At 66.1% G+C, this 23,998-nt stretch carries 27 protein-coding genes and 1 tRNA gene; 17 read left to right on the plus strand and 11 right to left on the minus strand.

Going from position 1 to position 23,998, the window contains the following annotated elements:
- Window positions 1-65 precede the first annotated feature (65 nt).
- The 3 genes from dusA to JYG37_RS09935 all read left to right on the plus strand — a co-directional run bounded on the left by dusA (window position 66) and on the right by JYG37_RS09935 (window position 2,502).
- A complete protein-coding gene (dusA, locus tag JYG37_RS09925) occupies window positions 66-1,052 on the plus strand; it encodes a tRNA dihydrouridine(20/20a) synthase DusA (RefSeq protein ID WP_239468935.1) in 987 nt (328 codons plus the stop codon).
- Between the two features lie 54 nt (window positions 1,053-1,106).
- Window positions 1,107-1,182: transfer RNA gene (locus JYG37_RS09930), tRNA-His, on the plus strand.
- Between the two features lie 804 nt (window positions 1,183-1,986).
- Complete coding sequence (locus JYG37_RS09935) at window positions 1,987-2,502, plus strand: GNAT family N-acetyltransferase (protein WP_124556419.1); 516 nt, start codon at window positions 1,987-1,989, stop codon at window positions 2,500-2,502.
- A gap of 94 nt (window positions 2,503-2,596) precedes the next feature.
- Here the strand turns inward: JYG37_RS09935 and JYG37_RS09940 are convergent, their stop codons facing one another.
- Complete coding sequence (locus JYG37_RS09940) at window positions 2,597-3,061, minus strand: plasmid fertility inhibition factor family protein (protein WP_213346058.1); 465 nt, start codon at window positions 3,059-3,061, stop codon at window positions 2,597-2,599.
- A gap of 280 nt (window positions 3,062-3,341) precedes the next feature.
- On the opposite strand from JYG37_RS09940, the gene JYG37_RS09945 reads away from it, so the two are divergent.
- On the plus strand, window positions 3,342-3,752 hold the full coding sequence (locus JYG37_RS09945; protein WP_124593154.1) for a hypothetical protein: 411 nt from the start codon (window positions 3,342-3,344) through the stop codon (window positions 3,750-3,752).
- A gap of 648 nt (window positions 3,753-4,400) precedes the next feature.
- Here JYG37_RS09945 and JYG37_RS09950 read toward each other — a convergent pair.
- Window positions 4,401-5,144 carry a DUF695 domain-containing protein gene (locus JYG37_RS09950; protein ID WP_124556397.1) on the minus strand — a complete coding sequence of 248 codons (744 nt, stop codon included), beginning with the start codon at window positions 5,142-5,144 and terminating at the stop codon, window positions 4,401-4,403.
- A 183-nt stretch (window positions 5,145-5,327) separates the two neighbouring features.
- Here JYG37_RS09950 and JYG37_RS09955 point away from each other — a divergent pair, with 183 nt between their 5' ends.
- The 5 genes from JYG37_RS09955 to JYG37_RS09975 all read left to right on the plus strand — a co-directional run bounded on the left by JYG37_RS09955 (window position 5,328) and on the right by JYG37_RS09975 (window position 7,938).
- On the plus strand, window positions 5,328-5,636 hold the full coding sequence (locus JYG37_RS09955; protein WP_011545327.1) for a hypothetical protein: 309 nt from the start codon (window positions 5,328-5,330) through the stop codon (window positions 5,634-5,636).
- A gap of 46 nt (window positions 5,637-5,682) precedes the next feature.
- Window positions 5,683-5,925, plus strand: a complete 243-nt coding sequence (locus tag JYG37_RS09960; RefSeq protein WP_124556399.1) for a hypothetical protein — start codon at window positions 5,683-5,685, stop codon at window positions 5,923-5,925.
- 103 nt (window positions 5,926-6,028) lie between these two features.
- Entirely contained in the window at window positions 6,029-6,571 is a 543-nt protein-coding gene (locus JYG37_RS09965; protein WP_213346059.1) for an aspartyl-tRNA synthetase, read from the plus strand.
- Window positions 6,572-6,733: 162 nt separating this feature from the next.
- Window positions 6,734-7,207, plus strand: coding sequence for a VOC family protein (locus JYG37_RS09970; protein ID WP_089488409.1), 474 nt, complete (start codon window positions 6,734-6,736; stop codon window positions 7,205-7,207).
- 503 nt (window positions 7,208-7,710) lie between these two features.
- Window positions 7,711-7,938 carry a hypothetical protein gene (locus tag JYG37_RS09975; protein ID WP_080334187.1) on the plus strand — a complete coding sequence of 76 codons (228 nt, stop codon included), beginning with the start codon at window positions 7,711-7,713 and terminating at the stop codon, window positions 7,936-7,938.
- Between the two features lie 147 nt (window positions 7,939-8,085).
- On the opposite strand, the gene JYG37_RS09980 is transcribed toward JYG37_RS09975, so the two are convergent.
- Window positions 8,086-8,709, minus strand: a complete 624-nt coding sequence (locus tag JYG37_RS09980; protein WP_027784365.1) for a phospholipase D family nuclease — start codon at window positions 8,707-8,709, stop codon at window positions 8,086-8,088.
- A 331-nt stretch (window positions 8,710-9,040) separates the two neighbouring features.
- On the minus strand, window positions 9,041-9,529 hold the full coding sequence (locus JYG37_RS09985; protein WP_124680755.1) for a winged helix-turn-helix transcriptional regulator: 489 nt from the start codon (window positions 9,527-9,529) through the stop codon (window positions 9,041-9,043).
- A gap of 187 nt (window positions 9,530-9,716) precedes the next feature.
- Here JYG37_RS09985 and JYG37_RS09990 point away from each other — a divergent pair, with 187 nt between their 5' ends.
- Window positions 9,717-10,154 carry a PaaI family thioesterase gene (locus JYG37_RS09990; protein WP_050012568.1) on the plus strand — a complete coding sequence of 146 codons (438 nt, stop codon included), beginning with the start codon at window positions 9,717-9,719 and terminating at the stop codon, window positions 10,152-10,154.
- 141 nt (window positions 10,155-10,295) lie between these two features.
- Window positions 10,296-11,348 carry an NADP(H)-dependent aldo-keto reductase gene (locus JYG37_RS09995; protein WP_213346060.1) on the plus strand — a complete coding sequence of 351 codons (1,053 nt, stop codon included), beginning with the start codon at window positions 10,296-10,298 and terminating at the stop codon, window positions 11,346-11,348.
- 87 nt (window positions 11,349-11,435) lie between these two features.
- Here JYG37_RS09995 and JYG37_RS10000 read toward each other — a convergent pair whose 3' ends face one another.
- Window positions 11,436-12,722 (minus strand): MFS transporter, encoded by a 1,287-nt coding sequence (locus JYG37_RS10000; RefSeq protein ID WP_124630405.1) that lies wholly within the window; start codon window positions 12,720-12,722, stop codon window positions 11,436-11,438.
- A gap of 35 nt (window positions 12,723-12,757) precedes the next feature.
- Window positions 12,758-14,179, minus strand: coding sequence for a M20 family metallopeptidase (locus JYG37_RS10005; RefSeq protein ID WP_124630404.1), 1,422 nt, complete (start codon window positions 14,177-14,179; stop codon window positions 12,758-12,760).
- Window positions 14,180-14,342: 163 nt separating this feature from the next.
- On the opposite strand from JYG37_RS10005, the gene JYG37_RS10010 reads away from it, so the two are divergent.
- The 4 genes from JYG37_RS10010 to JYG37_RS10025 all read left to right on the plus strand — a co-directional run bounded on the left by JYG37_RS10010 (window position 14,343) and on the right by JYG37_RS10025 (window position 18,075).
- Window positions 14,343-15,296 (plus strand): LysR substrate-binding domain-containing protein, encoded by a 954-nt coding sequence (locus JYG37_RS10010; RefSeq protein WP_050012572.1) that lies wholly within the window; start codon window positions 14,343-14,345, stop codon window positions 15,294-15,296.
- A gap of 64 nt (window positions 15,297-15,360) precedes the next feature.
- A complete protein-coding gene (mnmH, locus tag JYG37_RS10015) occupies window positions 15,361-16,491 on the plus strand; it encodes a tRNA 2-selenouridine(34) synthase MnmH (RefSeq protein ID WP_213346061.1) in 1,131 nt (376 codons plus the stop codon).
- Window positions 16,488-17,546, plus strand: coding sequence for a permease (locus tag JYG37_RS10020; protein ID WP_124630402.1), 1,059 nt, complete (start codon window positions 16,488-16,490; stop codon window positions 17,544-17,546). Before mnmH ends, JYG37_RS10020 begins: the two co-directional genes overlap by 4 nt.
- Window positions 17,547-17,652: 106 nt before the next feature.
- The gene (locus tag JYG37_RS10025) at window positions 17,653-18,075 is read left to right on the plus strand and encodes a hypothetical protein (protein WP_050012574.1); all 423 of its coding nucleotides are present in this window, start codon (window positions 17,653-17,655) and stop codon (window positions 18,073-18,075) included.
- Window positions 18,076-18,126: 51 nt separating this feature from the next.
- On the opposite strand, the gene JYG37_RS10030 is transcribed toward JYG37_RS10025, so the two are convergent.
- Window positions 18,127-18,960 (minus strand): ABC transporter permease, encoded by an 834-nt coding sequence (locus JYG37_RS10030; protein ID WP_050012575.1) that lies wholly within the window; start codon window positions 18,958-18,960, stop codon window positions 18,127-18,129.
- A 6-nt stretch (window positions 18,961-18,966) separates the two neighbouring features.
- Window positions 18,967-19,881, minus strand: a complete 915-nt coding sequence (gene nodI / locus JYG37_RS10035) for a nodulation factor ABC transporter ATP-binding protein NodI (protein WP_050012576.1) — start codon at window positions 19,879-19,881, stop codon at window positions 18,967-18,969.
- A 331-nt stretch (window positions 19,882-20,212) separates the two neighbouring features.
- Here nodI and JYG37_RS10040 point away from each other — a divergent pair, with 331 nt between their 5' ends.
- Window positions 20,213-20,710, plus strand: a complete 498-nt coding sequence (locus JYG37_RS10040) for a universal stress protein (protein WP_089467374.1) — start codon at window positions 20,213-20,215, stop codon at window positions 20,708-20,710.
- 93 nt (window positions 20,711-20,803) lie between these two features.
- On the opposite strand, the gene JYG37_RS10045 is transcribed toward JYG37_RS10040, so the two are convergent.
- Genes JYG37_RS10045 through lexA form a run of 3 tightly spaced genes read right to left on the minus strand, consistent with a single transcriptional unit; the run spans window position 20,804 to window position 22,561 of the window.
- Entirely contained in the window at window positions 20,804-21,523 is a 720-nt protein-coding gene (locus tag JYG37_RS10045) for a DUF2939 domain-containing protein (RefSeq protein WP_124556410.1), read from the minus strand.
- Window positions 21,524-21,552: 29 nt separating this feature from the next.
- On the minus strand, window positions 21,553-21,888 hold the full coding sequence (locus tag JYG37_RS10050; RefSeq protein WP_069621440.1) for a hypothetical protein: 336 nt from the start codon (window positions 21,886-21,888) through the stop codon (window positions 21,553-21,555).
- 25 nt (window positions 21,889-21,913) lie between these two features.
- Window positions 21,914-22,561 (minus strand): transcriptional repressor LexA, encoded by a 648-nt coding sequence (gene lexA / locus JYG37_RS10055; RefSeq protein ID WP_050012580.1) that lies wholly within the window; start codon window positions 22,559-22,561, stop codon window positions 21,914-21,916.
- A 264-nt stretch (window positions 22,562-22,825) separates the two neighbouring features.
- Here lexA and JYG37_RS10060 point away from each other — a divergent pair, with 264 nt between their 5' ends.
- Window positions 22,826-23,863, plus strand: a complete 1,038-nt coding sequence (locus tag JYG37_RS10060; RefSeq protein ID WP_050012581.1) for a sulfate ABC transporter substrate-binding protein — start codon at window positions 22,826-22,828, stop codon at window positions 23,861-23,863.
- Window positions 23,864-23,998: the final 135 nt, after the last annotated feature.

The raw sequence follows: 23,998 nt of genomic DNA on the forward strand, positions 1-23,998 counted from the left end.
GCCTGTACCCGAATTCCATGTCCGTTTCGTCCTCGCTTCCTCCCCGCCGTGTATCGGTCGCGCCAATGCTCGACTGGACCGACCGCCATTGCCGGTCGTTCCACCGCACGCTGACGCGCAATACGTGGCTGTATACGGAGATGATCACGACGGGCGCGCTGCTGTTCGGCGATGCCCAGCGGCATCTTGCGTTCACGCCGAGCGAATCGCCGGTCGCGCTGCAACTCGGCGGCAGCGAGCGGGACGACCTCGCGCGCGCGGCGAAGCTCGGCGAGCAGTGGGGCTACGACGAAATCAACTTGAATTGCGGTTGCCCATCCGAGCGCGTGCAACGCGGCGCGTTCGGTGCATGCCTGATGAACGAGCCGCAGCTCGTCGCCGACTGCGTGAAGGCGATGCGCGATGCGGTGTCGGTGCCGGTCACGGTCAAGCACCGGATCGGCGTCGATGCGGTCGAGGACTACGCGTTCGTGCGCGACTTCGTCGGCACGGTGGCCGAGGCCGGTTGCGAAACGTTCGTCGTGCATGCCCGCAACGCGATCCTGAAGGGGCTGTCGCCGAAGGAGAATCGCGAGATCCCGCCGCTCAAGTACGACTATGCGTATCGGTTGAAGCGCGATTTTCCGTCGCTGGAGATCGTGATCAATGGTGGCATCACGACGCTCGATGAAGTCGCGCAGCATCTGGAGCATGTCGACGGCGTGATGCTCGGCCGCGAGGCGTATCACAACCCGTACGTGCTGGCGGAGGTCGATGCGCGCTTCTATGGATCGAGCGCGGCGGTGCCGACGCGCGAAGCGGCCGAAGCGCAACTGATCGCGTATTGCGCGGCCGAGCTGAAGCGCGGCACCTACCTCGGCGCGATCGTGCGGCACGCACTGGGGCTGTATCGCGGCATGCCGGGCGCGCGTGGCTGGCGTCGCGTGCTGTCCGACAACAAGAAGCTCGCACGCGGCGATCTGGCCGTGTTCGACGAGGCACGCGCGCATCTGAACGAAGCCGAAGAATTTTTTGAAAAAAAGGCTTTGCAAGATTCAAAAGTGTTCGTATAATCTTGTTCTTCGCTGCTGAAACAAAACAGCGAAACGAAGCAAGCAGTATCAGTGGTGGCTGTAGCTCAGTTGGTAGAGTCCAGGATTGTGATTCCTGTCGTCGTGGGTTCGAGTCCCATCAGCCACCCCAACAAATTCAAGCAAAAAGCCCGGTTCGTTGAGCCGGGCTTTTTGCTTTCTGGCGTTCGGACACAGCTAATGCGTGTCTTGGTCTCGGCTTCTTTAACGAAGTGGCATTCCCGTATTCAGCGAATCAACCACGGCGCCATTTCGGCCTCGTGCGCGTCAAAAGGGCGGTTGCATAAATCGACTCGCCCCGGCGATATGACTTCGCTACCGAATATGAGACCTCGAATGAGACGACGCGGGCAGGTATCGAAATCGGGCGCGCGATCGTTCGTGGTATCGACGGATGGCCGCTTGTCCCGCATCGCCGATGTGGATGACGGAGATGGCGACGAGGCCCCCGGGCCTGCTTCGTAGCGCGTTTCCTTGTCGTTGCGCTGACAACGTTCGTACCCATGCTCGCGCCGTTTCCTTTTCCGCCTAAGGTTCCCGCGCGCCGTGCCGTTATCTTCTCTGGACAGCCCTCGTGCCTCGAATGCTGATCCGTTTTCTTGCCTGCTCGCGCTAAACGCGAGCAGGCTTTTTTCGTTTACGGCCGCTCGTAACCGGCTGATTGGCGGAATCGAACAAGGGCTTGGCGCAAACCGACAAAGCGCAACAGTCTTACATGCGTGTAATGTAGGACCTTCCTCGTGCCCTCATGCTTTGCAGGGCCGTTCGATCCCGACGACCGGAGAAGGTGTCGGGATTTTTTTTGGGCGCTCGCCGACGATCGCCGACAAGCCCTGCGAAATGCATCCCGCAAAGCGCGGTATATTTTGCGACGACACAGGCCGATCAAGAGAACCTACACGAGGAGTGGCTATCGATGCCGGACACCCGGGTCACACTGCGCGCCGCGACGCGGCCCGACGCGAGCCACATTGCTCGCCTGCACACGCTGAGCTGGCAAACCGCCTATAGCCACATCCTTCCGGCCAGCTATCTGTCCGATGAGGTGCCGACGGAGCATGCGATCCGGTGGCGCAACTATTTCGATCGCAACGAGAGTGAGTGGGGTCTCGTGCTGATCGCCGAGTCGAACGGCGAGCCCGTCGGCTTCGTCAGCGCCGAGCGCCCCGTCGATCCGGCGCTGGGTGTGCTGCTCGACTGCCTGCACGTTCATCCTTCGCATCACGGCGGCGGCACGGGCAAGCGCATGATCGAAGCCGTTCGCGCATGGGCTCGCTCGATCGGCGTGGACAAGGTCCATCTGCAGGTACTCGAGGGCAACGTGCGTGCGATCGGGTTCTACGAACACAACGGCTGGCAATTGGCCGGTGTCGAAACGTGTCGCATCGGCCAGACGCAAGTCACCGACCGGATTTACGCAATCCACGCTTGAACGCCGGCCGGCATCGATGCGAGCGGCGGCAAGCGAGTGCAATTGCGCCTGGCTGCTAGGGAAGCGCCGGGTGAAAGCCGAACGGACTTTGCCCTCACTCGCCGCAATACCGCACAAGCAAATCGGCTTCGGTCTCATGAATTTCGACGGGCAAGATCGTCGCGCCGGCATGGGCGAGATAGCGCGCGCGATGCTGGCCGTTACGGAACGATGCGACGCCGATTTTCGACAGGCCGGGAATGCCGAGCAACGTTCGCGTTCTCGTCTCGCGAAACGTGATGAACGGCATGTCCGGAATCCGGTCCTGGCCCGGATCGAGGAATTCGCGAATGCCCGCGGCTTTTCCAGGGGCCCAGTACTGGACCGACGGCAACACATAGTCGGTGGTGTCTCGGTCGGCGCAGGCGAGCAGTTTCCTCAGGTCGATCGTCACGACCCGATGGCGAGAGTCGTCGGACGAGAATACCCGCTTGAGGTGCGTGTAGGCATAGGGAACGTGCCCGGGAAGCTGGACGATCCAGACATCTACGCCGCTTTGTCGTGCGTGAGCGAGCGTCATTATTTCCTCTGGTAGCGCAAGCGGTCTTTGTGATCCGAGTTTAGCAGCGCGGACGGCTGCGCAGCAGGTCGAGACCAAAAATAGGAAAACAGAGCGACTTGCGGCTCAATCTGCAAAAGGAATGGGGGCGGCCATCCGTTGACGGCCCATATCGACGGGCCGCAACAATATTGCGATACGGCCAGCGAGAATGAAGCGCTGCGCGAAATTCACGCAAGATTCATACTGTGTGGCGAAGCACGCGTCACGCACCGGGCATCACGAAAACTGAGAGGGCACATTGAACGGAGAGGCCAAGTCGTCGAAACTCGAGATCGACCATCTCGATTACCGCTTCACGGCAACGCTCGAAATCACGGAGTCCGGCCGTACCGCCGTTGTCGACAGGCAACTCGAGTCCGAGGTACGCAGCAAGACGCTCGGGTGGATCGTGTTCGATCGTTTTCTCGAGCGGAACGATTTCGCCGATGAGGCGGACGCGCGCGCCAATATCGTCGACTGGCTGGCGCGGCTGGCCGATCCGAGGCCCGTTGCCTCGGCCGAGATTGCGAAGGCGCGCGCGGTGGCAACCGGCGTGGTGGCGGCAGATCTGTCGACAGCCGAAATCGTCGGCGGCGCCGCTATTGAAATCGCCGGCAATCTCGACTGGATCGATAGGATGGTCGACTGGTTTTCCAGTGGTGCGTTGTAGCGACGAACGCGTGTTTTCGTGACGTAGATCATTGCGCGCAAGAAATTCCGCACATAAAAATGAGATGGAAATCGCATTGCGCAAAAAAAATAGAATAATCCTGCTTTGACAATATCCGCGACTTACCGGAAACTGCCGCGGGTCTGAAAACGAGATTTGAATTAAAAAGAAATAAAAGGCTGGAATGAAAAACCGAACGCGGTCGGCCGGTTCCTCGCGCTTGAATCACGATGGTATTCGCCGGCACGCGCGCATGCCGGTTGCCGTCGCGTTGTCACTAAAGGGTGAGTTGCCGCACAGACCGTCGCGCAGCCCGCGATCACAATTTGACCGGTTGACCGTTCTTCCCCGGCCCGGTCAACCGTTTCCCCGCTCGCTCGTGCAGGAGCGGGGGCTTTTTGCCCCCCGACGCCGGAAGATTGCGTCGGCGGAATCGGACAGGCGTTCGGCGGGCTGCGCGACGGCACACGTTCGCCCCCCGACATCCGTTCGCCCGATCCGGACGAATTGCTTTCCTCGTGCCTGAGCGAACCCTCAGGCCCATCGCCGGTCTTTGCCGGCGATGCCTTGTCCCGGCGGCGCGTCACAGCGCTGCCGGGATGTTTTTTGCGTCACGTCACATCGCGCGTCACGGGCATCGCGCTCCGCTCAGCCCGCCTGTTCGACGCTGGTTTCCCATCCGTCATAGTTCCCGCCGAGCGCGCGCACCTCGCGATTGAGCGCGACCGTGTGGCGCGTGATGTCGGCGAGCGCCATCGTGCCTTCGTGCGAAAACCGCACCGCCGACTTGCCGTCCTCGGTCGGCGCGACCGATTCGACCGGATAGCCTTTCGCTTCGGCCCAGTCCGCGAACTGGTGCGCGTCGCTCGGGTCGGGGAAGTACGCCCAGTGCATCACGCGCCGGCTCACGTCCGGCGCGTCGCCTTGCTGCCGCAGCGCATCCAGCGTGCGCATGTCGCGCATGATCTGCCAGTCGTCGTCGGTCGGGTAGAGCGTCTGCCAGTATGTCGTCTTGTCCGGGTCGTCCTGATGGGCATACTGAAGCGCATAGGTCGTCTGGTCGGCCAGCGAGTCGACGATCTCCGCGGCCGCCTCTTCGTCGAACGGCACGTAGAAAAGAAAATCCCGGTTGCCGTCGACGGTGATGCGGCCGACCTGCACGCCGCCTTTCGCGACGATCGCGGCGTCGAGCAGATCCTCGATCTTCGCGAGATCGGCGAATTCGTCGCCGGTCGGCAGACCTTCGGGCGACGGATGTGCAAAGGGGACGCGCACGCTGAGCAGCGACGTGCGCGGATCGCCTTCGGCGATTTCCGCAAAGCCGTGATTGAAGCTGATGAAAGCCTGATGGTCGCCCATTCTGGCAGGGAAGGTTCCCCAGGCGTCGCTCATGTGTTTCTCCCGTACACGATTGTCTGTTGACGGTTGCAAAGCGTCCCAATGTATCATCGAAAATCGCGTTGGCCGGAGCCGCGCACCCGATCGCGGGCCGTGTGCGCCGCGCCCGCGGGATCCGGGCTGTTCGCAGCGCGCCGCATGCATGTGGCCGGCCGCAAAAATTCAAGGGAGATGCCGATGTCGACGTTCGCGGTGAATGGTGTCCGAATCGATCCGCTCAGCGCGCGCGTGACGCACGTGCGCTGGGCGGCCGTGAACCCGGCCGATCGCTCGTGGGCGGCGACGCCCCGCGAGGCCCCGGTGGCGGACGTGGCGCGCGCGCTTGCGTCCGGTAACGATGTCCGCGCGATCTTCTCGGCCTCGGACACCACCGCAATCGGGCCCAGGCTGAAACGCGTGCTGTATCGCGATGCGTCGGAAGGCATCGAGCTCGACATCGATGCAACGAGCGAGTCGCGCACGTTGCGCGATCTGCCGCAGATCTGACCGCGAGCCGTTTCCCCAACCGAATCGCGCGAACGCGCCCACGACCATGTCCAGATTCGCCATTTTTCCGCTGGCATTCGCGCTTTGTCTGGCGCTTGCCGCCTGCCAGACCGCGTCCGGGCCGACGCCCGTGCACCCGTCGCCCGAAACCGCGTCGACGACCGTTCCCGCATCGTCGCCGCCGGCCGCGCCGATTCGCGGCATCGGCGTCGCGCCTCGTCTGGCCGGGCAGAGTCACGCGGCCGTCGGTCAATGCACGACCAACGGTACCGTCAACGTATGCAATTGACCGGCGTCGGCGCGATGGCGCGTGATGCGTGCAAACGGAATCGGAATCCCGACATGTCGCCTGCGTCGATGGACGGGCGGCCGTCGACACGAGCCGGCGAGCAATGAACGACGAACGCGAAACGACGGATTCCGGCTGGCACGTCGATCCCGTTGCGGGAACGGTCACCGGCGCGTTGCCGGTGACGCTCGCGGTCGACAGCCGAAGCCTGAAAAGCAGGGCGGTCGTGTGTGCGGGGCTGGGCGCGGCGAGCCTGTGCGGTTACGTGGCCGCCCCGACGCTCTGGCCGCTAGCGGCGCTGGCCGCGTTGCTGGGGCTCGCCAGTGCCGCGTTGTTCGTCTCGTCGCGGCGCAAGCTGGCGCTGCAGGTCGACGAGACGGGCTTCCGGCTGATCGGTTCCGCCCGCGAAAAACCCGTCACGCCGTGGCGGGACGTCGCTGAATTCCGGATCGTCAGCGTCGCCGGTAATCGTTACATCGGCTACCAGTTCTCCGTACATTCTTCCCGTACGAAGGTGCCGGGCGGCGTGATGCTGCCGATTGCCCGGTTTGCCGATCTTCCGCTCGACGCGGTGGCCGCGTTGCTGGAGGCTTGCCGCCGGCAGTTCGGCTTGCCGGACCAACCGGCCGACCGAACGGGCCGGTAACGCCCGATGCGGCTTCCTGCGCGCCCCCGTCACTCGAGCAAACAGAAAAATCCCGGGCGCCGTGTCGATTTCCGCGGGAGTCGTCCGTCGTAGCATCGGAGGCGTGCGCATCGCGCGTCCGTCCCGATTTTCGATACGACAACCGACTGAAGGAGCGACACCATGGCCACATCCGTCAAGCCGATCCCGGAAGGGATGCGCACGCTGACCCCGCACCTGATTTGTGCGGGCGCTACCGCCGCCATCGACTTCTACAAGCGCGCGTTCAATGCGACCGAACAGTTTCGCCTCGCGATGCCCGACGGCCGGCTCGCGCATGCGTGCCTGGCGATTGGCGATTCGACGCTGATGCTGGTCGATGAAATGCCCGAACACGGCGCGCTGGGGCCGAAGGCGCTGAAAGGCACGCCCGTCTGCCTGCATCTGTACGTGCCGGACACCGATGCGGCGATCGAGAGGGCGGTCGCGGCCGGTGCGACGGTCACGATTCCGGCGGCCGACATGTTCTGGGGCGATCGTTACGGGCAGGTCGAGGATCCGTTCGGGCATCGCTGGTCGCTGGCGACGCATCAGCGCGATCTGACGCCCGAGCAGATCGCGGACGCCATGGCCAGCGCGCCGCCCTGCGGCAGTTGAATCGACACCGTCGCACGAGCGCGGCGACGGCGGCGACGGGCAGCGCGGCGGCTTGATCGCGCCGCGCCGGCCTGGCTCGTCGGCGGTCATGCGCGGGCCGTCCGGCCGCGCTGCTTGTGTTAGTCCATCCGCCGATCGGCCGAGCCAAGCAGGTCGGCGACGGTGCGATGGCGGGCGGGATCATAGGCAACGTGTCCGACCGGGCCGCCACGTCGGCCGGTTTCGGTGCGATTTGCGTGAGTCTTGTCTCGTGTCCCGACTGTCAGGTCGGTCATGGTTCGTCGAACAGTATTGCGCACGGTTCGATGCATCGCCACGCTGCAACTCCCGCCGCGGCGGCGATCGGGTTCGCGAGTGTCGATGAAGATGCGGCGAGAAGCGAGGGGCATCGGCCCGCGTTCCGTCCCGATGCGGAATCGGACCCGCGATGCCTCAAGGGCGCGCGTCGCCCTGCCGTAAACACGACGAGTCCAATCGTTCATCTCATCTCATCCGATCGCACCATGGTTCGAATTCTGTACGCGGGCTATCTCGCGTTTGCGCTGTATCTCCTTTACCCGCTGGTTCAGAACACGCTGATGTTCAGCACCGCGTGCGTGCGCAGCGTGCTGCCGATGGGCGACCACGGGCTGTCGGCGAATTCGGCCAGCGGCGCGGACGGGCACGCGAGCCGTTGTGTCGCGAGCGCGCCTGCGCGCGTCGCGACCGGGCGGGCGCCGGAAATCCATTGAACGCGGCGCGTCGCGCGTGAAGGGCGCTTCGCGACGCCGCGTGCTGGCCATTCGGCCGAATTGAACATCGCGCCATGCTCGCCGATCATCTGCAACGCGGCGGCGGAAATGCGAGGGGCGAGCGCCACGAGAAAGCGTGTGTCGGCGTCAGTAGCTGGAGCGATACGGCGTGCCCTGGTCGAAGCGGCTTTGCCAGTGCGTGAGGTAGCGTGACGCGAGTTGCGGGTTGTTCCAGACCACGACGACGTTCTCGGAATTGCGGCTGGCCGCCGACGCACTGTAGTTGAACGAACCCGTTTCGACGTGCTCGGCGTCGATCACGAGGTACTTGTCGTGATGGATCGCATAGGCATCGATCGTGCGCGTCGGGATGCCGGCGTTGACGAGCAGGTTCAATGCCTGCTTGCTGCTCTTCGCGCGATTGCCCTTGTCGTCGACGACCACCGCGACGTTGACGCCGCGGCGCTTGGCGGCAAGCAGCGCGCGCGCGACGGGCGGCGACGTGAACGAGTACGCGGCGACCCGGATCGAGCTGCGCGCCGCCCCAATCGCTTTCAGCACGAGCGCCTCGGCGCCGCCGTCGGGCGAGAATGCCGATTCGACGACCTGGGTCGCGGGGGCTTCGTGAGTGGGGGCCGGCAGCCATCGCGACACGAGGTCGATCGCTTGCTGGAGCAGCGATTCGCTTTGCGTCTTGCCGAAGGCGGCGAAGGGTGTGGCGAGCAGGGAAGCGGCGAGACAGGCGGCGGCGAGGCGATTGCGCGACAACATCTTGGACAGCGAATAATTTCGAGACAGCGGGCCGTGAGTGTAACGCACGCATGCCGGCCCGGTCACGCGCGGATGCGAAACGAGGGCGTGCGCAGTGATCGGCAGGGGTGGACAGGGTGACGCAAAGTTGCGTTATGCAGCCGGTGCGGGCGAGCGGGCGATCAACGCACAGCGATAGTGCCGGCGATGGCAGGCGATTGCGTTTGCCGTTGCGGCGCACCGGCGTGCGAACGATGCGTGCGCCGGCGGGCGGACTGCGACTCGATGCGGCCTGTGGCCCAAGCGTATGTCTAGCAGGCGCGTCGGAACGACATCCGTGCGCGACGTATCGTCAATCCGTGGATGCGGACGCCTCGGTCCCGTCGGACGCGATCCATCCGGGCCCCGGCTCGGGCTTCACGTCGCGTGCGTCGAGCGGTTCGCCGCAAGCCGAGCATACGGTGACCGCGTGCATCAGTTGCCCGCAGGCCCGGTGGCGTAATTGCACCGGCGGCCCCTGGCCGTCGTCCTTCCAGCGATCGCCCCACGCCATCAGCGCGAGCAGGGCCGGGTAGAGGTCGAGGCCCTTTTCCGTCAGCCGGTATTCGAAGCGCGGCGGGCGTTCCTGATACGCGCGCTTGACGAGCACGCCTTCGTCGACGAGCCGCGCGAGCCGTTCGGCCAGCACGTGGCGCGTCAGGCCAAGCTGGGCCTGGAACGCGTCGAAGCGGCGGCAGCCGAGGAATGCGTTGCGCAGGATCAGCATGGTCCAGCGGTCGCCGAGCACGGCGAGCGTGCGCGCGACCGAACAGTTCAGCGTGCCGATGTCATCCCATTTCATTGTCGAGTCTCGTGCCCGTTGCGGCAGTCTTGCGGCGGTTCAGCGAAATAGCGGGTTCGATTATAGAACCCGCCTTCGGTCGCAACGGGCGCAGCCGCGTTGACAACGGCCCGCCTCGTTGACAATAATGAGTTCCAATTTAGAACTTACTCGCGCGGCGACGCGCTTTCAACCCGGAGACAACCCGATGAACCCGCTTTCCCTGTCTGGCCTCGATCTGCTGCGTGCCGCCGCGTCCGGAGACGCGCCCCTTGCGTCGATTTCCGAGACGATTCCGATGCGCCCGCTCGACGTCGAGCTCGGTTATGTGAAGTTTTCGGCGCGGGCGGACGGCCGGCACCTGAACCCGCTGGGCGGCGTGCACGGCGGGTTCGCCGCGACGGTGCTCGATTCGGTCACCGGGTGCGCGGTACATTCGATGCTCGACGCGGGCGTCGGTTACGGCACCGTCGATCTGCACGTGAAGATGCTGCGGCCCGTGCCGCGCGACGTCGACCTGATCGCGGAAGGACGCGTGATTCACCTGTCGCGTTCGCTGGGCGTCGCGGAGGGCACGCTGAAGACGCCGGACGACAAGATCGTCGCGCATGCGTCGGCGACCTGCTTCATCCAGCGACCGCAGTGACGGAGCGCGGCCGCATCCGGGCGGGCGCGTGAACGCGCGGGGCAGCGCTGGAGGCCGCCTGTAAGCGTGCGCCGCGCCTGCCTGAAGCAGTTGCGTCAATGTGATAGCTTTCCTGCTTTCCACCGACGCGACAGGAACAGCATGGAATACCGCACACTCGGCGATTCGGGTCTCGAGGTCAGCCTGATCGGTCTCGGCACGATGACGTGGGGCGAGCAGAATTCGGAGCGCGACGCGCACGAGCAGATCGACTACGCGCTCGGGCAGGGCGTGACGCTGATCGACGCCGCGGAGATGTATCCGGTGCCGCCGAAGCCCGACACGCAGGGCCGCACCGAGCAATACATCGGCACCTGGATCGCGCAGCATCGCGCGCAGCGCGACCGTATCGTGCTCGCGACGAAGATCGCGGGGCCGGCGCGGCAGCCGCACAATCCGCGCCATATTCGCGGCGAGGGCAACCAGTTCGACCGCAAGAACCTGACCGAAGCGCTCGACGGCAGCCTCAAGCGCCTGCAGACCGACTATGTCGATCTCTACCAGTTGCACTGGCCCGATCGCAGCACGACCACGTTTGGCCGGCCCGCGTATCCGTGGGTCGACGACACATACACGGTGCCGATCGAGGAAACGCTCGGCGTGCTCGCGGAATTCGTGAAGGCCGGCAAGGTGCGCGCGATCGGCGTGTCGAACGAAACGCCGTGGGGTGTCGCGCAGTTCCTGCGCGCGGCCGAAAAGCTCGGGCTGCCGCGCATCGCGAGCATCCAGAATCCGTACAGCCTGCTGAACCGCACGTTCGAGAACGGGCTGTCGGAATTCACGCATCGCGACGGCGTCGGCCTGCTCGCGTATTCGCCGCTTGCGTTCGGCTGGCTGTCCGGCAAGTACGAGAACGGCGCGCGTCCGGCCGGTGCGCGCATCACGCTGTTCGAGCGTTTCCAGCGCTACAGCAAGCCGCAGGCCGTCGAGGCGACGTCGCGTTACGTCGCGCTCGCGCGGCGTCACGGGCTGTCGCCCGCGCAACTGGCGCTCGCGTTCGTCAACAGCCGCCCGTTCGTGCGCAGCAACCTGGTCGGCGCGACGTCGCTCGAGCAGTTGAAGGAGAACATCGGCAGCGTCGACGTGACGCTGTCCGACGAGATCCTCGCCGAGATCGACGCATTGCACGAACGGCAGCCGAACCCGGCGCCGTAAACGGCACGCGGCCCGCGCGGCAGCGATGCCGCGACGGGCCGAGTCGGGCGGTTGCGGCGGCGCCGCGCCGCGCCGTCGTTTCTCGCGTCAGCGCATCTTCAGCCGCGTGCGCGCGACGAACAACGCGGCGAGGCTCAGCAGCGCGCATCCCATCAGATAGAGCGCCGGCGACAGTCGGTTGCCGGTCGTGCTGATCAGCCAGGTGATGACGAACGGCGCGAAGCCGCCGAACAGCGTGACGCCGGTGTTGTAGCTGACCGCGAGCCCGGTGGCGCGTGTTTGCGACGGGAACAGTTCGGCCATCAGCGCCGGCAGCGCGCCGCAGTACATCGCCTTCAGCGCGCCGATCCAGATCAGTGCGGCGAGCATCGTCGCGAACGACGCGTGGCGCGTGAGCCACGCGAACGTCGGCCACACGGTCAGCAGCATCAGCACGGCCGCGACCGCCATCATGCGGATCCGCCCGGTGCGGTCGGACAGATGGCCGACGACCGGCGTGACGAGCGTCAGCACGAAACCGGTCGCGAGCGTCGCCGCGAAGCCCGTCGATGCCGGCAGCCCGAGCTGCTTGATCGCGTAGGTCGGCATGTACAGGATCATGTAGTTGACCGCGGTCGAGATCACGAGCGCGCCGATCGACAGCAGCAGCCGCACCTTCTGGTCAGCGAACAGCTCGCGAACCGGCGCCTCGGAGCGCGCCTGCGTCTTGAACTCGACGCCTTCGTCGACGTAGCGGCGGATATACAGCCCGACCGGGCCGATCGCGAGCCCGAACAGGAACGGCACGCGCCAGCCCCAGCTTTCGAGTTGCGCGGAAGTCAGCGTGGCCGTCAGCAGCGCGCCGAAGCCCGACGCGAGCAACGTCGCGAGGCCCTGGCTCGCGAACTGCCAGCTCGACATGAAACCGCGCCGCTGCGGCGCGTGTTCGACGAGAAATGCGGTCGAACTCGCGAATTCGCCGCCCGCGGAAAAGCCCTGCATCAGCCGCGACAGCATGATCCCGAGCGGCGCGAGCATGCCGATCGATGCGTAGGTCGGCATCAGCGCGATCAGCAGCGTGCCGGCCATCATCATCGCGATCGACAATAGCAGCGACGCCTTGCGGCCCGCGCGGTCGGCATACGCGCCGAGCACGAAGCCGCCGATCGGCCGGATCAGGTAGGACAGCCCGAACGTGCCGAGCGTCAGCATCAGCGACGTCGCTTCGCTCGTGGCGGGGAAGAACAGCTTGGCGATCGTCACCGCGAAGAAGCCGTAGACGATCAGGTCGAACCATTCGAGCGCGTTGCCGATCGACGCGGCGAAGATGATGCGCCGGATTTTCGCGGCGCTCGGGCGCGCGGCGTCCTGCGCGGTGAGGGTGGTCGTATTCATCGTGTGTGCAGATCCCGTGAAAGGGGCGAAGCGCGTTACAGGGCGGCGCCGGCCGCGGCGGATGCCGCGCGGCGAACGGGCGGCGCGTCGTCGCCGAGATCCCAGAAGAGGCCGGCCATCATCTGCAGCCCCTCGCTGACGACGCTCGCGAGCAGATGCTCGTCGGGCGCGTGCTGCGAGCACGCCGGGTACGAGTGCGGCACCCACAGCGTCGGCAGCCCGAGCGTGTCGGCAAACACCTCGTTCGGCAGCGTGCCGCCGAGATTCGGCAGGATCGCGGGCTTCTTGCCGGTGGTGCGCGCGAGCGACGCGACGGCCCAGCGCACCCACGGATCGTCCGGCGGCACGCGCGTCGCCGGTGCGCCGCGCTCGACGTCGATCTCGATGTCGGCGAAGCCGTGCGCATCGAGGTGCGCGCGCAGGTGCGCATGCAGTGCTTCCCAGTCGGTGCCGACGACGAAGCGCAACTGGCAGTGCGCATACGCGGCGGGCGGGATCGCGTTGACGGGGTGCTCCGGATTGCCGGCCTTGAACGCGAGGATCTCGAACGTGTTCCAGCCGAATACGCGTTCGGCCGCGGACAGGCCGGGCTCGCCCCAGTCGGCGTCGAGCGCCGGGTCGCCGGGGCCGCCGCCGACGGAAAGATCGGCGAGCGCGTCACGCACCGCGGCCGGGATCGGCGGCGGGCGCAGCCCCGCGACGCGAATCGCGCCGCGCGCGTCGACGAGGCTCGCGAGCGCATGCGCGAGCACGATCGCCGGATTGCGCAGCAGTCCGCCCCAGTTGCCGGAATGATGCGCACCGTCGCGGGCGCGCAGGCTCAGCTTGAAGTTGACCGCGCCGCGCGAGCCGAGGAAGACCGTCGGGCGCGCGGCGGCGATGCGTGGGCCGTCCGACGCGATCAGCACGTCGGCCGCCAGCGCGTCGCGCTCCTGGCGGCACAGCGCGTCGAGCCCCGGCGACCCGGTTTCCTCGCCCATTTCGATCAGCAGCTTCGCGTTGAAGCCGAGCCGGCCGCCGCGCGCATCGAGCACGCTCGCCAGCGCGGCGAGGTTGATCGTGTGCTGGCCCTTGTTGTCGGCGCTGCCGCGGCCATACCAGCGATCGCCGTCGGCCGTCAGCGTCCACGGCGACAGCGGCGCGCGCCACTGCGCGTCGTAGCCGCGCACGACGTCGCCGTGGCCGTAGATCAGCACGGTCGGCAGCGCGTCGTCTTCGTGGCGCGACGCGAGCAGGAACGGGCCGCCGCCGTCGACCGGGTTGTCGACGATCCGCGACGTGAAACCGAGGCGGGCGGCCTCGGGCGCGATCTCGTCGGTCAGATAGGCGCGCAGCGCGGCGCCGCTGCCGCATTCCTGGCTTTCGGTGCGCAGGCCGACGCGGCGGCTCAGGGTCGTGAAGAACGCGCCGGATTCGAACTGGTTCAGCGCATGCTGGATGGCGGCGGTACGGCTCAAATCGTGTCTCCTCGGTCGGGTTCGCCGTGCGCGGGCCGCGCAGGCAACGTGAAGTGCGATCGATTCTAGAAAGCCGCTTTTTTTGTCACAATGATCGAATTTCGAACATTTCTTTGCCGAAAAGGCAAAGCAGCGCGGCCGGATGCGGCGCGGAGACAGAACGATGGCGGCTTTCCTGCATGGCCTGGGGTTGCGGTATTTCGTCGAGGTGGCGCGTACCGGCTCGATCAGCGACGCGTCCGCGCGGCTGCACGTGGCCGTGTCGGCGATCAGCCGCCAGATCGCGAAGCTGGAGAGCGAGCTCGGCGCGCCGCTGTTCGAGCGGCGGCCGCGCGGGATGGCGTTGTCGGAGGCGGGGGAGCGGTTGCTGGCGTTCGCGCAGCGCAGCCTGCTGGAGGCCGAGCACGTGATGAAGGACATCGGCGGGCTCGACGCGCTGCACGGCAGCCTGCTGAAGATCGCGTGCTCGGAAGGGTTCGCGATCGATTTCCTGCCCGGCGTGCTCGCGAGCTTCAAGGCGCGCCACCCGGGCGTCGATTTCACCGTATGGGTCGTATCGCCGGCGGACGCGACCCGGCGCGTGCGCGACGGCGATGCGGACATCGCATTGACGTTCAGCCTCGCGCCGGAGAAAGGCGTGCGCGTCGACCACACCGAGCGCGCGCCGGTCTTTGCGCTGGTCCGGCACGATCACCCGCTCGCGGCGCGCGATGCGGTGTCGCTTGCCGATGTCGCGCGGCACGCGCACGTGCTGCCCGAGGCCGGCACGACGGTGCGCCAGTTGATCGACATCGCGTGCGCGCTCGACGGGCTGCTGCTCGAGCCCGAACTGACCAGTAACAACACAGCGGCGATGTACGGCTACGCGCGCCGCACGGGTGCGGTGATGTTCACGGGGCTGTTGTCGGTGCGCGATCGCGCCGATGCGGACGGCTTCGTCGTCGTGCCGGTGACGAACCCGCAACTGCGCGAACGCAGCATCCAGGTGCAGACGATGGCCGGGCGCGATCTGCCCGCGTCGGTGCGCGCGTTCCGCGACCATCTGATCGACGCGATGCAGGCCGCGTCGTCGTCGCCGACTGCCGCACGAGGCCCGGGACGCCGGCCCGTGAGATAATCGTCAATCCGCCTTCCGTGCCCATGCGGCTCCCCGAGCCGCATCGCCCCTGTTCGACGCCAAATTGAAGAACCTGATTGTCACCCTCGATCGCGCCGGCGAGTTCGACGAGATCATCGACGTGCGCACGCCGCTCGAGTTCGCCGAGGACCATATCCCCGGCGCGCTGAACGCGCCCGTGCTCAGCAACGAAGAGCGCGTGCTCGTCGGCACGATGTACCGGCAGGTGTCGCCGTACGAGGCGACGCGCGTCGGCGCGGCGATCGTCGCGCGCAACATCGCACGCCATCTCGACACGACGTTCGCCGACCGGCCGCGCAACTGGCGACCGCTGATCTACTGCTGGCGCGGCGGCAAGCGTTCGGGCTCGATGACGACCTGGTTCAACCTGATCGGCTGGAAGGCGCGCCAGCTCGACGGCGGCTACAAGGCATACCGCCGGTCGGTGTGCGCGACGCTCGACTCGCTGCCGACGCGCTTTCGCTACATCGCGCTCGTCGGCCATACGGGCTGCGGCAAGACACGCCTGCTGAACGCGCTGCGCGACGTGGGCGCGCAGACGCTCGATCTCGAAGCACTCGCGTGCCATCGCGGCTCCCTGCTCGGCGCGCTGCCGGGCAAGCCGCAGCCCACGCAAAAGGGGTTCGATTCCGGGCTCGTCGAGACGCTCGGGCGTTTCAACTCCCAATGGCCAGTATTCGTCGAGTCGGAAAGCCGCAGGATCGGGCTCGTGCAGTTGCCGATCGCGCTGATCGAAGCGTTTCACGCGGGGCCGTGGGTGCAGGTCGAAGCGGCGCACGACGAGCGGATCGCGTTCCTGCTCGACGATTACGCGCACCTGTTCGACGAACCGGACGCATTCAAGGCGCAGCTTCATCGGCTGATCGGCCTGCACAGCCGCGAAGAGGTGATGCGCTGGAAGGCGCTGATCGATGCCGGCGCGCGGGCCGATCTGTTCACCGAACTGATCGACAGACATTACGATCCCGCCTACGCACGCACGTATCGCGCGACATACGACAAGCCGAACCGCGCGCTGACGTTCACGTTCCGGCCCAACGCGGACGACGTACGCGCTCAGGCGCGCACGCTGCTGGCCGAACTCGCGCAGGCCGGATTGCCCGCATCGGCCGCGCTTGCCGGCGGCACGACATCCGAAACCGACCAAAACCAATCGACGATCACCACACGATGACGACCACACGCACCCAACCGAACCCGGCCCTCGGCTGGATGACCTTCCTGCTGATCGCGGTCGCGGGACTGTTCTACGTAAAATGGTTCCCGTACTACAACAAGGCGTTCGTTGCCGCCGAGCACCATTCGATCGGCCAGTCGATCCTGATGGGCACGTCGGCGGCCGCACCCGAGCCGTCGCTGAAGGCGGCGCTCGACTACGCATGGGCATACGGCAAGGCGATCTGGCAGGCGATGGTGCTCGGCCTGCTGCTCGGCTCGGCCGTGCAGGCGCTGCTGCCCGCGCATTGGGTGGCGCGCGTGCTCGGCCGCACGGGCTTCGGCAGCGTCGCCGCGGGCGGGCTGCTGTCGCTGCCCGGGATGATGTGCACGTGCTGCGCGGCGCCGGTCGTCGCCGGCCTGCGTGCGCGCCATGCATCGCCGGGCGGCGCGGTCGCGTTCTGGCTCGGCAATACGGTGCTGAATCCGGCCGCGCTGGTGTTCATGGGCTTCGTGCTCGGCTGGCACTGGAGCGCGCTGCGCCTCGTGCTGGGCATCGCGATGGTGTTCGGGATCGGCTATCTGCTGAACCGCATCGCGCGCCCCGAAGACCGCAGCATCGACGATGCGCAGCTCGCCGCGCTGGCGGCCGAACAGGCCGCTGCCGGCAATCCGTTCGTCCGCTGGATGAAACTGCTCGCGCGCATGGCCGTGCGGCTCGTGCCCGAATACATCGTGCTCGTGCTGCTGCTCGGCGCCGCGCGCGCGTGGCTGTTTCCGCACATCGGCCCGGACATCGGCAATCATCTCGGCTGGATCGTCGCGTTCGCGTTCGCGGGCATGCTGTTCGTGATCCCGACGGCCGGCGAGGTGCCGATCATCCAGGCGATGCTGTCGCTCGGCATGGGCGTCGGTCCGGCCGCCGCGCTGCTGATGACGCTGCCGCCGATCAGCGTGCCGTCGCTCGCGATGCTCGCGCGTTCGTTCAAGCCCTACATGCTGGCGATCGTCGCGACGCTCGTCGTCGTATTCGGGATCGTGAGCGGCTTGCTCGCGATCGCGTTCGGGTTCTGACAACGCGGGCGACACGCCGGCCCGGCGCACGCGTCGCATTCGTATTCATCCGGCGCCGCCGCTTCACGCGTGCGGCGCCCTTTACAAGAAGCAAACAGGAAAACGCATGACCCAACCGAAGATCCATCCTCGACTCGAAAAGGCGCTGACGCGCGGCGATCTCGCGATCCGCCAGGCCAATTCCGCGCGGGCGACTGCCGTGCTGAACGCGCTCGGCACGATGATCATCGAGGCATCCGCAACGATCGGCGTCGAGGCCAGCATCGACATTCCGCAAGGCGATCGCATCTACGATCCGGTCAACGGCCTGTGGCCGCAGAAGATGCTGGTGTCGTTCGACGGCCCGGTGAACGAAGCCGACAAGGAAGAACTGCGCACGGTCTATCTGGTGGCCGACGATCCGGGCACGCAGTTCCGCGTCGAATGGCATCGCGCGGACGGCAAGCTCGGCCGCCAGGAAGGCGGCCCGCTCGCGACCGTCGCGTTCCTGACCGACGTCGAAATTCCGTGGAGCGACGATGACGAGTAACGTCGTCGCATGAAGCCGGTGCCCGGCGCCTGGTGCCCGACGCGCCGGCCGTCAGCGCATCATCCGCCGCCGGAACAGCCACGCGGACAGCAGGAACCCGCCGACCGCGTAGCCGGCGAGCACCACGACGTGCAACGCGATGTCGGTCGCCGGCCGACCGAGCATCGCAGGCCGGATCAGCTCGACCGCATTCGCGAGCGGCAGCGCCTGCGCCGCGTGCCGCGCGAGCGGCGGCAACTGCGTGATCGGGAAGAACACGCCCGACAGCAGCAGCATCGGCGTCAGCACGAGCGTCTGGTAGAACATGAAGAAATCGTAGGATGGCGCGAGCGCCGTGACGATCATCGCGAGGCTGGCGAACGCGAGGCCGGCCAGCGCGATCACGGGCAGCACCGCGAGCATCGACGGAAACGCCGCGTAGCCGAGCACGCCCGCGACGAGCATGATCGCGCTCCCCGACAGCATCGCCTTGCTGGCCGCCCAGACGATCTCGCCGAGCACGATGTCGCCGAGCGCGAGCGGCGTATGCATGATCGCTTCCCACGTGCGCTGCACGTGCATCCGCGAGAAACCCGAATACATCGATTCGAAGCTCGCGGACATCATCACGCTCGAGCCGACCGTGCCGGCCGCGAGGAACGCGATATACGACACGCCGTCGACATGGCCGAGCATCAGGCCGAGCCCGAAACCCAGCCCGAACAGATAGATCATCGGATCGGCGAGATTGCCGAACATCGACGCGAGCGCGAGCTTGCGCCACACGAGATAGTTGCGCCGCCAGACGGCGACCCAGTTGCTTGCGTTCGCCGGCATCGCGATCGCGAAGCGCGACGCGCGCGGCGGGGCCGATGGCGTGGTGGCGGAATAGTTGCGGACGTCCATGGTCGATCAGTCCTGCATCTCGCGGCCCGTGAGCCGCAGGAACACATCCTCCAGATTGGCCGGGCGATGCAGATAGCGCAACCCCGGGCGGCCCGTGAGTCGTGCGCTGACCGGTTCGGGGTCGGTTACATAGCAGAACAGCGTCTCGCCGCTGATCTCGGTGTGCTTCGCGAATGCCGACAACTCGTCGCGCAGCGCGACCGGATCCGGCCCGTAGATCTCGATCACGTCGCAGCCGATCTCCGATTCGATCAGTGCATGCGGCGCACCTTCGGCGATCTTGCGGCCTTCCTCGATCACGCACAGCCGATCGCACAGGCGCTCGGCTTCTTCCATGAAATGCGTGGTGATCAGGATCGTCTTGCCGCGCGCGAGCAGCGAGCGCAGCCGCTCCCACATCAGGTGGCGCGCCTGCGGATCGAGGCCCGTCGTCGGCTCGTCGAGCACCAGCACGTCGGGATCGTTGACGAGCGCGCGGGCGAGCGTGAGGCGGCGCTTCATGCCGCCCGACAGTTCGCCGACTTTTGCATCGGCCTTGTTTTCCAGCTTCGCGAATTCGAGCAGCGGCGGCACGAGCGCGCGTGCGGCCTGCGCGGACATCCCGAAATAGCGGCTGAACACGAGCAGGTTTTCTCGGACCGTGAAGTCGGGGTCGAGGTTGTCGAACTGCGGGACGACGCCGACTCGCCGGCGTGCATGTCGTGCGCGTGATGGAACCGGTTCGCCGCACAGCGCGATCGTGCCTGCGTCGGGATGCGCGAGGCCGAGCAGCATCTTCAGCGTCGTGGTCTTGCCGGCGCCATTCGGCCCGAGCAGACCATAGCATTCGCCGGCCTTCACGTTGAAGGACAGGCCATTGACGACGAGCTTGTCGCCATAGCGCTTTTCGACGTTGCGGAAATCGATTGGTGCGACGGACATGGGCGTGTTGTCGTTGTAAGCGGGTGCGTTCCGCTGCCCGGCCCGCGGCCCGTGTGCGAACGGATCGCGCGAAGGCGTGTCACATGGGCATGGCCGAAGCATACGACGCCGGCGCGAGCTGGCCCGCCGGACGTGGAACGGGGCCATTCTAGTGCATCGCTGCATCGCTTGAGGGCATGCGCGCACGGTGCGAGGCAAGCACGCACCGATCGTGCACTGCATCATCGCGCACGCGCCGAGCGGGGCGAATCAGCGTTTTCCATCCCTTGCGTCCTGAATTGCGGCGCACCATGATGAATGCGTAGGCTCGTTGTCGCGATAGGGAGGCTTCATGGCTAGCTACAACAAGATTTTGCTGTGTTACGACGGCACGCTCGAAGGGCGCAAGGCGCTGCGTTACGGCGCCAATCTCGCAATGGACCTGAAGGCCGAAACGCACTTGCTGTCGGTCGTGGACATGCGTTCGAGCATCGCGCAAAGCGCGGGTTTGCTGACCGACGTCGCATGCGGCCGCTTCGAGGAAACCGCGCGCGAAATCCTGCAGGAAGGCGTGAACTGGCTGCGCGAGCGCGGCGTCCAGGCCGAAGGCCATTTCGCATTCGGTTATCCGATCGACGAAATCGCGAATCTCGCGTCGGAGCTGAAGGTCGACCTCGTCGTCGTCGGCCACCGGTGCCGCAGCGGATTGTCGAGATGGTGGATGGGGTCGGGCAATACGCAACTGCTCGATCGCGTGAACTGCAGCATTCTGGTCGCGTGCTCGTCGGCGGAAGAGCAGAAGGCCGAAATCGCGCGCGAACGTGAAGCGGCCACGGCGAGCAGCCAATGACCTAAAGGCTGGATGACCCTGACAGCCCGACCGGCGATGCGGGCCGGTCAGGCGTCGTGCTGCATTGGCAGCGCGCGCACCGAGCGCGGCCTGTTATGCGTGCAGGTCGATTCCGGACAATTTCCACGAGAACAGCCCGAAGCGGTGGAAGATCGCCGCATAGCGCGTGCCGTCAGCGCTGCGCTGATATGTGACGACGAATTCATCGATATTCCGGTAGCCCGCGCTGGTTTGCTGCTGGCGCGGCGCTTGCGTTGCTTCGCTCGGGCTGGCAGGTGCGGCGGGCGCAGGTGCCGGCGACGATGCGGCCGAAGCGGCCGCGTTGCCGCCCGGTACCGCAGCACTTGCCGGCGCCGGATTGACGGGCGGTGCGGCAGGCGGGTTGCCGGACGCATTGCCTGCTGGCGGCTGATTCGACCACTCGGGCGGGCGCTCGCCGGGATTGCCGCGCGGCGGTAATCCGCTCATCAACGCGGCGACGCCTTCCGGGGTCGCGTACGCATCGACCAGCGGGCCGATCAGCGCCGACCCGATCAGCGCGCCAATCACCGCTAACGGATTGTTCTTCTTCACGGCGTCGATCCGGCGCATCAACTCTTCCGTGACCTGCTGCTTCAGGCTGATGCGCAGCGACGGAAAATCGACATACTCGCTGATCGCCTGCGCATCGCGCGCATCGATCGCCGATTTCAGGCGACCGAGCGCGACATACGGTGACGCGTACGCATAGCCGAGCGCCGCAATGAGGGCGACGACCAGCGCGACGATCAGCAGCGGCTTGGTTCGCCAAGTGCGGCGCGACGATTCAGTCACGTTGCCTCCGGTGCGGGAAGGTTCCGCAATCAGAGACCGCCCGGCGTGGCCGATCGTTCCTCCGCGATGCAGCGATCGATCATCCGGCACACGGCATCGATCGTGCCCACCATGATCAGACGCGAGCGGCCGTGATAGACGCGCACCGGCGCGCGGCGCGCGGGTTCCGCATGATTCAGACCGGCGTTCAGCGACACCCGCGCGAACGCGGGGAGCGCCGACGGCAGCAGGGACGCCTGCCGTTCGACTGCGATTTCTTCTTGCACAGGCGCCGCCGCGGACAGCGGTGCGCAGGGCGTGCGGCCGCGCAGATGACGCAGGCGACCGAATTGACGGAAAGGCAGCAGGCGGGAAAGGCGTTCCATGATGTTCTCCTAGCGAGACGGAATGTCAGAGTTCGCCCGAGCGGATCAGCCCGACGGCGATGCCTTCCAGCGCGAAATCCGCGCTGCCGGCCTTGACGAAGATGTTTTCGTAATCCGGGTTCTCCGCGATCAGTTCGAGGCCGCCGGGCCGGCGCATCAGGCGCTTGACCGTGACGTCGTCGCCCAGACGCGCGACGATGATCTGGCCGTCCTTCGCTTCCGTGCGCTTCTGCACGGCGAGGAGGTCGCCGTCGAGAATGCCGGCGTCGCGCATCGACAGGCCGCGCACCTTCAGCAGATAGTCGGGCTTGCTGGTGAACAGCGCGGGATCGCACGCGTAGTGCTGCGAGATGTGCTCCTGCGCGAGGATCGGGCTACCGGCCGCGACGCGGCCGACGAGCGGCAGCGACAGTTGCATCAGGCCGGCGTGCGGCAGCGTGAACTGATGCGGGGCGTCGTCGAGGCCGAGCAGCCGGATGCCGCGCGACGCGCCGGCCGCCAGCTCGATCACGCCCTTGCGCGCCAGCGCGCGCAGGTGCTCCTCGGCGGCATTCGGCGAGCTGAAGCCCAGCTCGGCCGCGATCTCGGCACGGGTGGGCGGGAATCCGGAGCGCTCGATCGCGCGACGGATCAAGTCGAACACTTGCTGCTGACGGGCGGTGAGTTTGGTCATGGCTGAACTGTATGGATAGACAGTGAGCTGTATTTTTATACAGTACTTGGGGAATTTCAAGTGTTACTTGAGGTTCGACGCGATCGCGCCGGTTCCGGCGTGATTTCGCGACGTCCTGACGCCGGTTTGTCCGCCGCAACCGTCCATCCCGTCTGCGTTAGCACTTTTGAGTATTAAAAAATAAGGAACGATTATTTTTAATCATGTAACCCGTTCGATAGACTGGCCCGACATCGCAATACCGACAACACTGGAGAACCAAGGATGGCGAAGCGCAATACGGGGCTGGTGGGCGGAGTGGGTCGCCTGATCGCAACACTCGCGCTGGGCGCGGCGGCGGCGCTGGGCGTCGCGACGCATGCGCAGGCCGATACGACCTTCCTGAACGTGTCGTACGACCCGACGCGCGAGCTGTATCAGGATTTCAACCAGGCGTTCGGCAAGGAGTGGAAGGCGAAGACGGGCGAAACGGTCAACTTCAAGCAGTCGCACGGCGGTTCGGGCGCGCAGGCGCGCTCGGTGCTCGACGGGCTGCAGGCCGACGTCGTCACGCTGGCGCTCGCGTACGACATCGACGCGCTCGCGAACAAGGGGCTGGTGAACAAGGATTGGCAGAAGCGCCTGCCCGACAACGCGTCGCCGTACACGTCGACGATCGTGTTCCTCGTGCGCAAGGGCAATCCGAAGGGGATCAAGGACTGGGACGACCTGACCAAGCCGGGCATCTCGATCGTCACGCCGAACCCGAAGACCTCGGGCGGCGCGCGCTGGAACTACCTGGCCGCATGGGCGTACGCCCAGCACAAGCCGGGCGGCAACGAGCAGACCGCGAAGGAATTCGTCTCGAAGCTCTACAAGAACGCAGGCGTGCTCGATTCGGGCGCGCGGGGCGCGACGACGAGCTTCGTGCAGCGCGGGATCGGCGACGTGCTGATCGCATGGGAAAACGAGGCATTCCTGTCGGTCAAGGAATTCGGCACCGACAAGTTCGAGATCGTCGTGCCGTCGGTGAGCATCCTGGCCGAGCCGCCCGTCGCGGTGGTCGACAAGGTGGTCGACAAGAAGGGCACGCGCAAGCTGGCCGAGGCATACCTGAATTTTCTGTACAGCCCGCAAGGCCAGGAAATCGCGGCGCGCAACTACTACCGGCCGCGTTCGAAGAACGTACCGGCGGAGCTGACCAAGCAGTTCCCGAAGCTGAAGCTGTACACGGTCGACGACACGTTCGGCGGCTGGACCAATGCGCAGAAGACGCATTTCGCGGACGGCGGCGTGTTCGATTCGATCTACAAGCCGCAGTAACGCACGCAGTCACACCATAACGACAAGCGGCGCGCCACGACAGCGCGCCGCGTCCCCGACGGCTCGCCGGCGCGATTCACTGCGCCGGCGTTTGCGTCGGACCCGTGAGCAGCATCGACCCAGCAAGAGCATCCG

Origin of the sequence: Burkholderia sp. LAS2 (assembly GCF_018417615.1) — a bacterium.
Classification (GTDB): domain Bacteria; phylum Pseudomonadota; class Gammaproteobacteria; order Burkholderiales; family Burkholderiaceae; genus Burkholderia; species Burkholderia sola.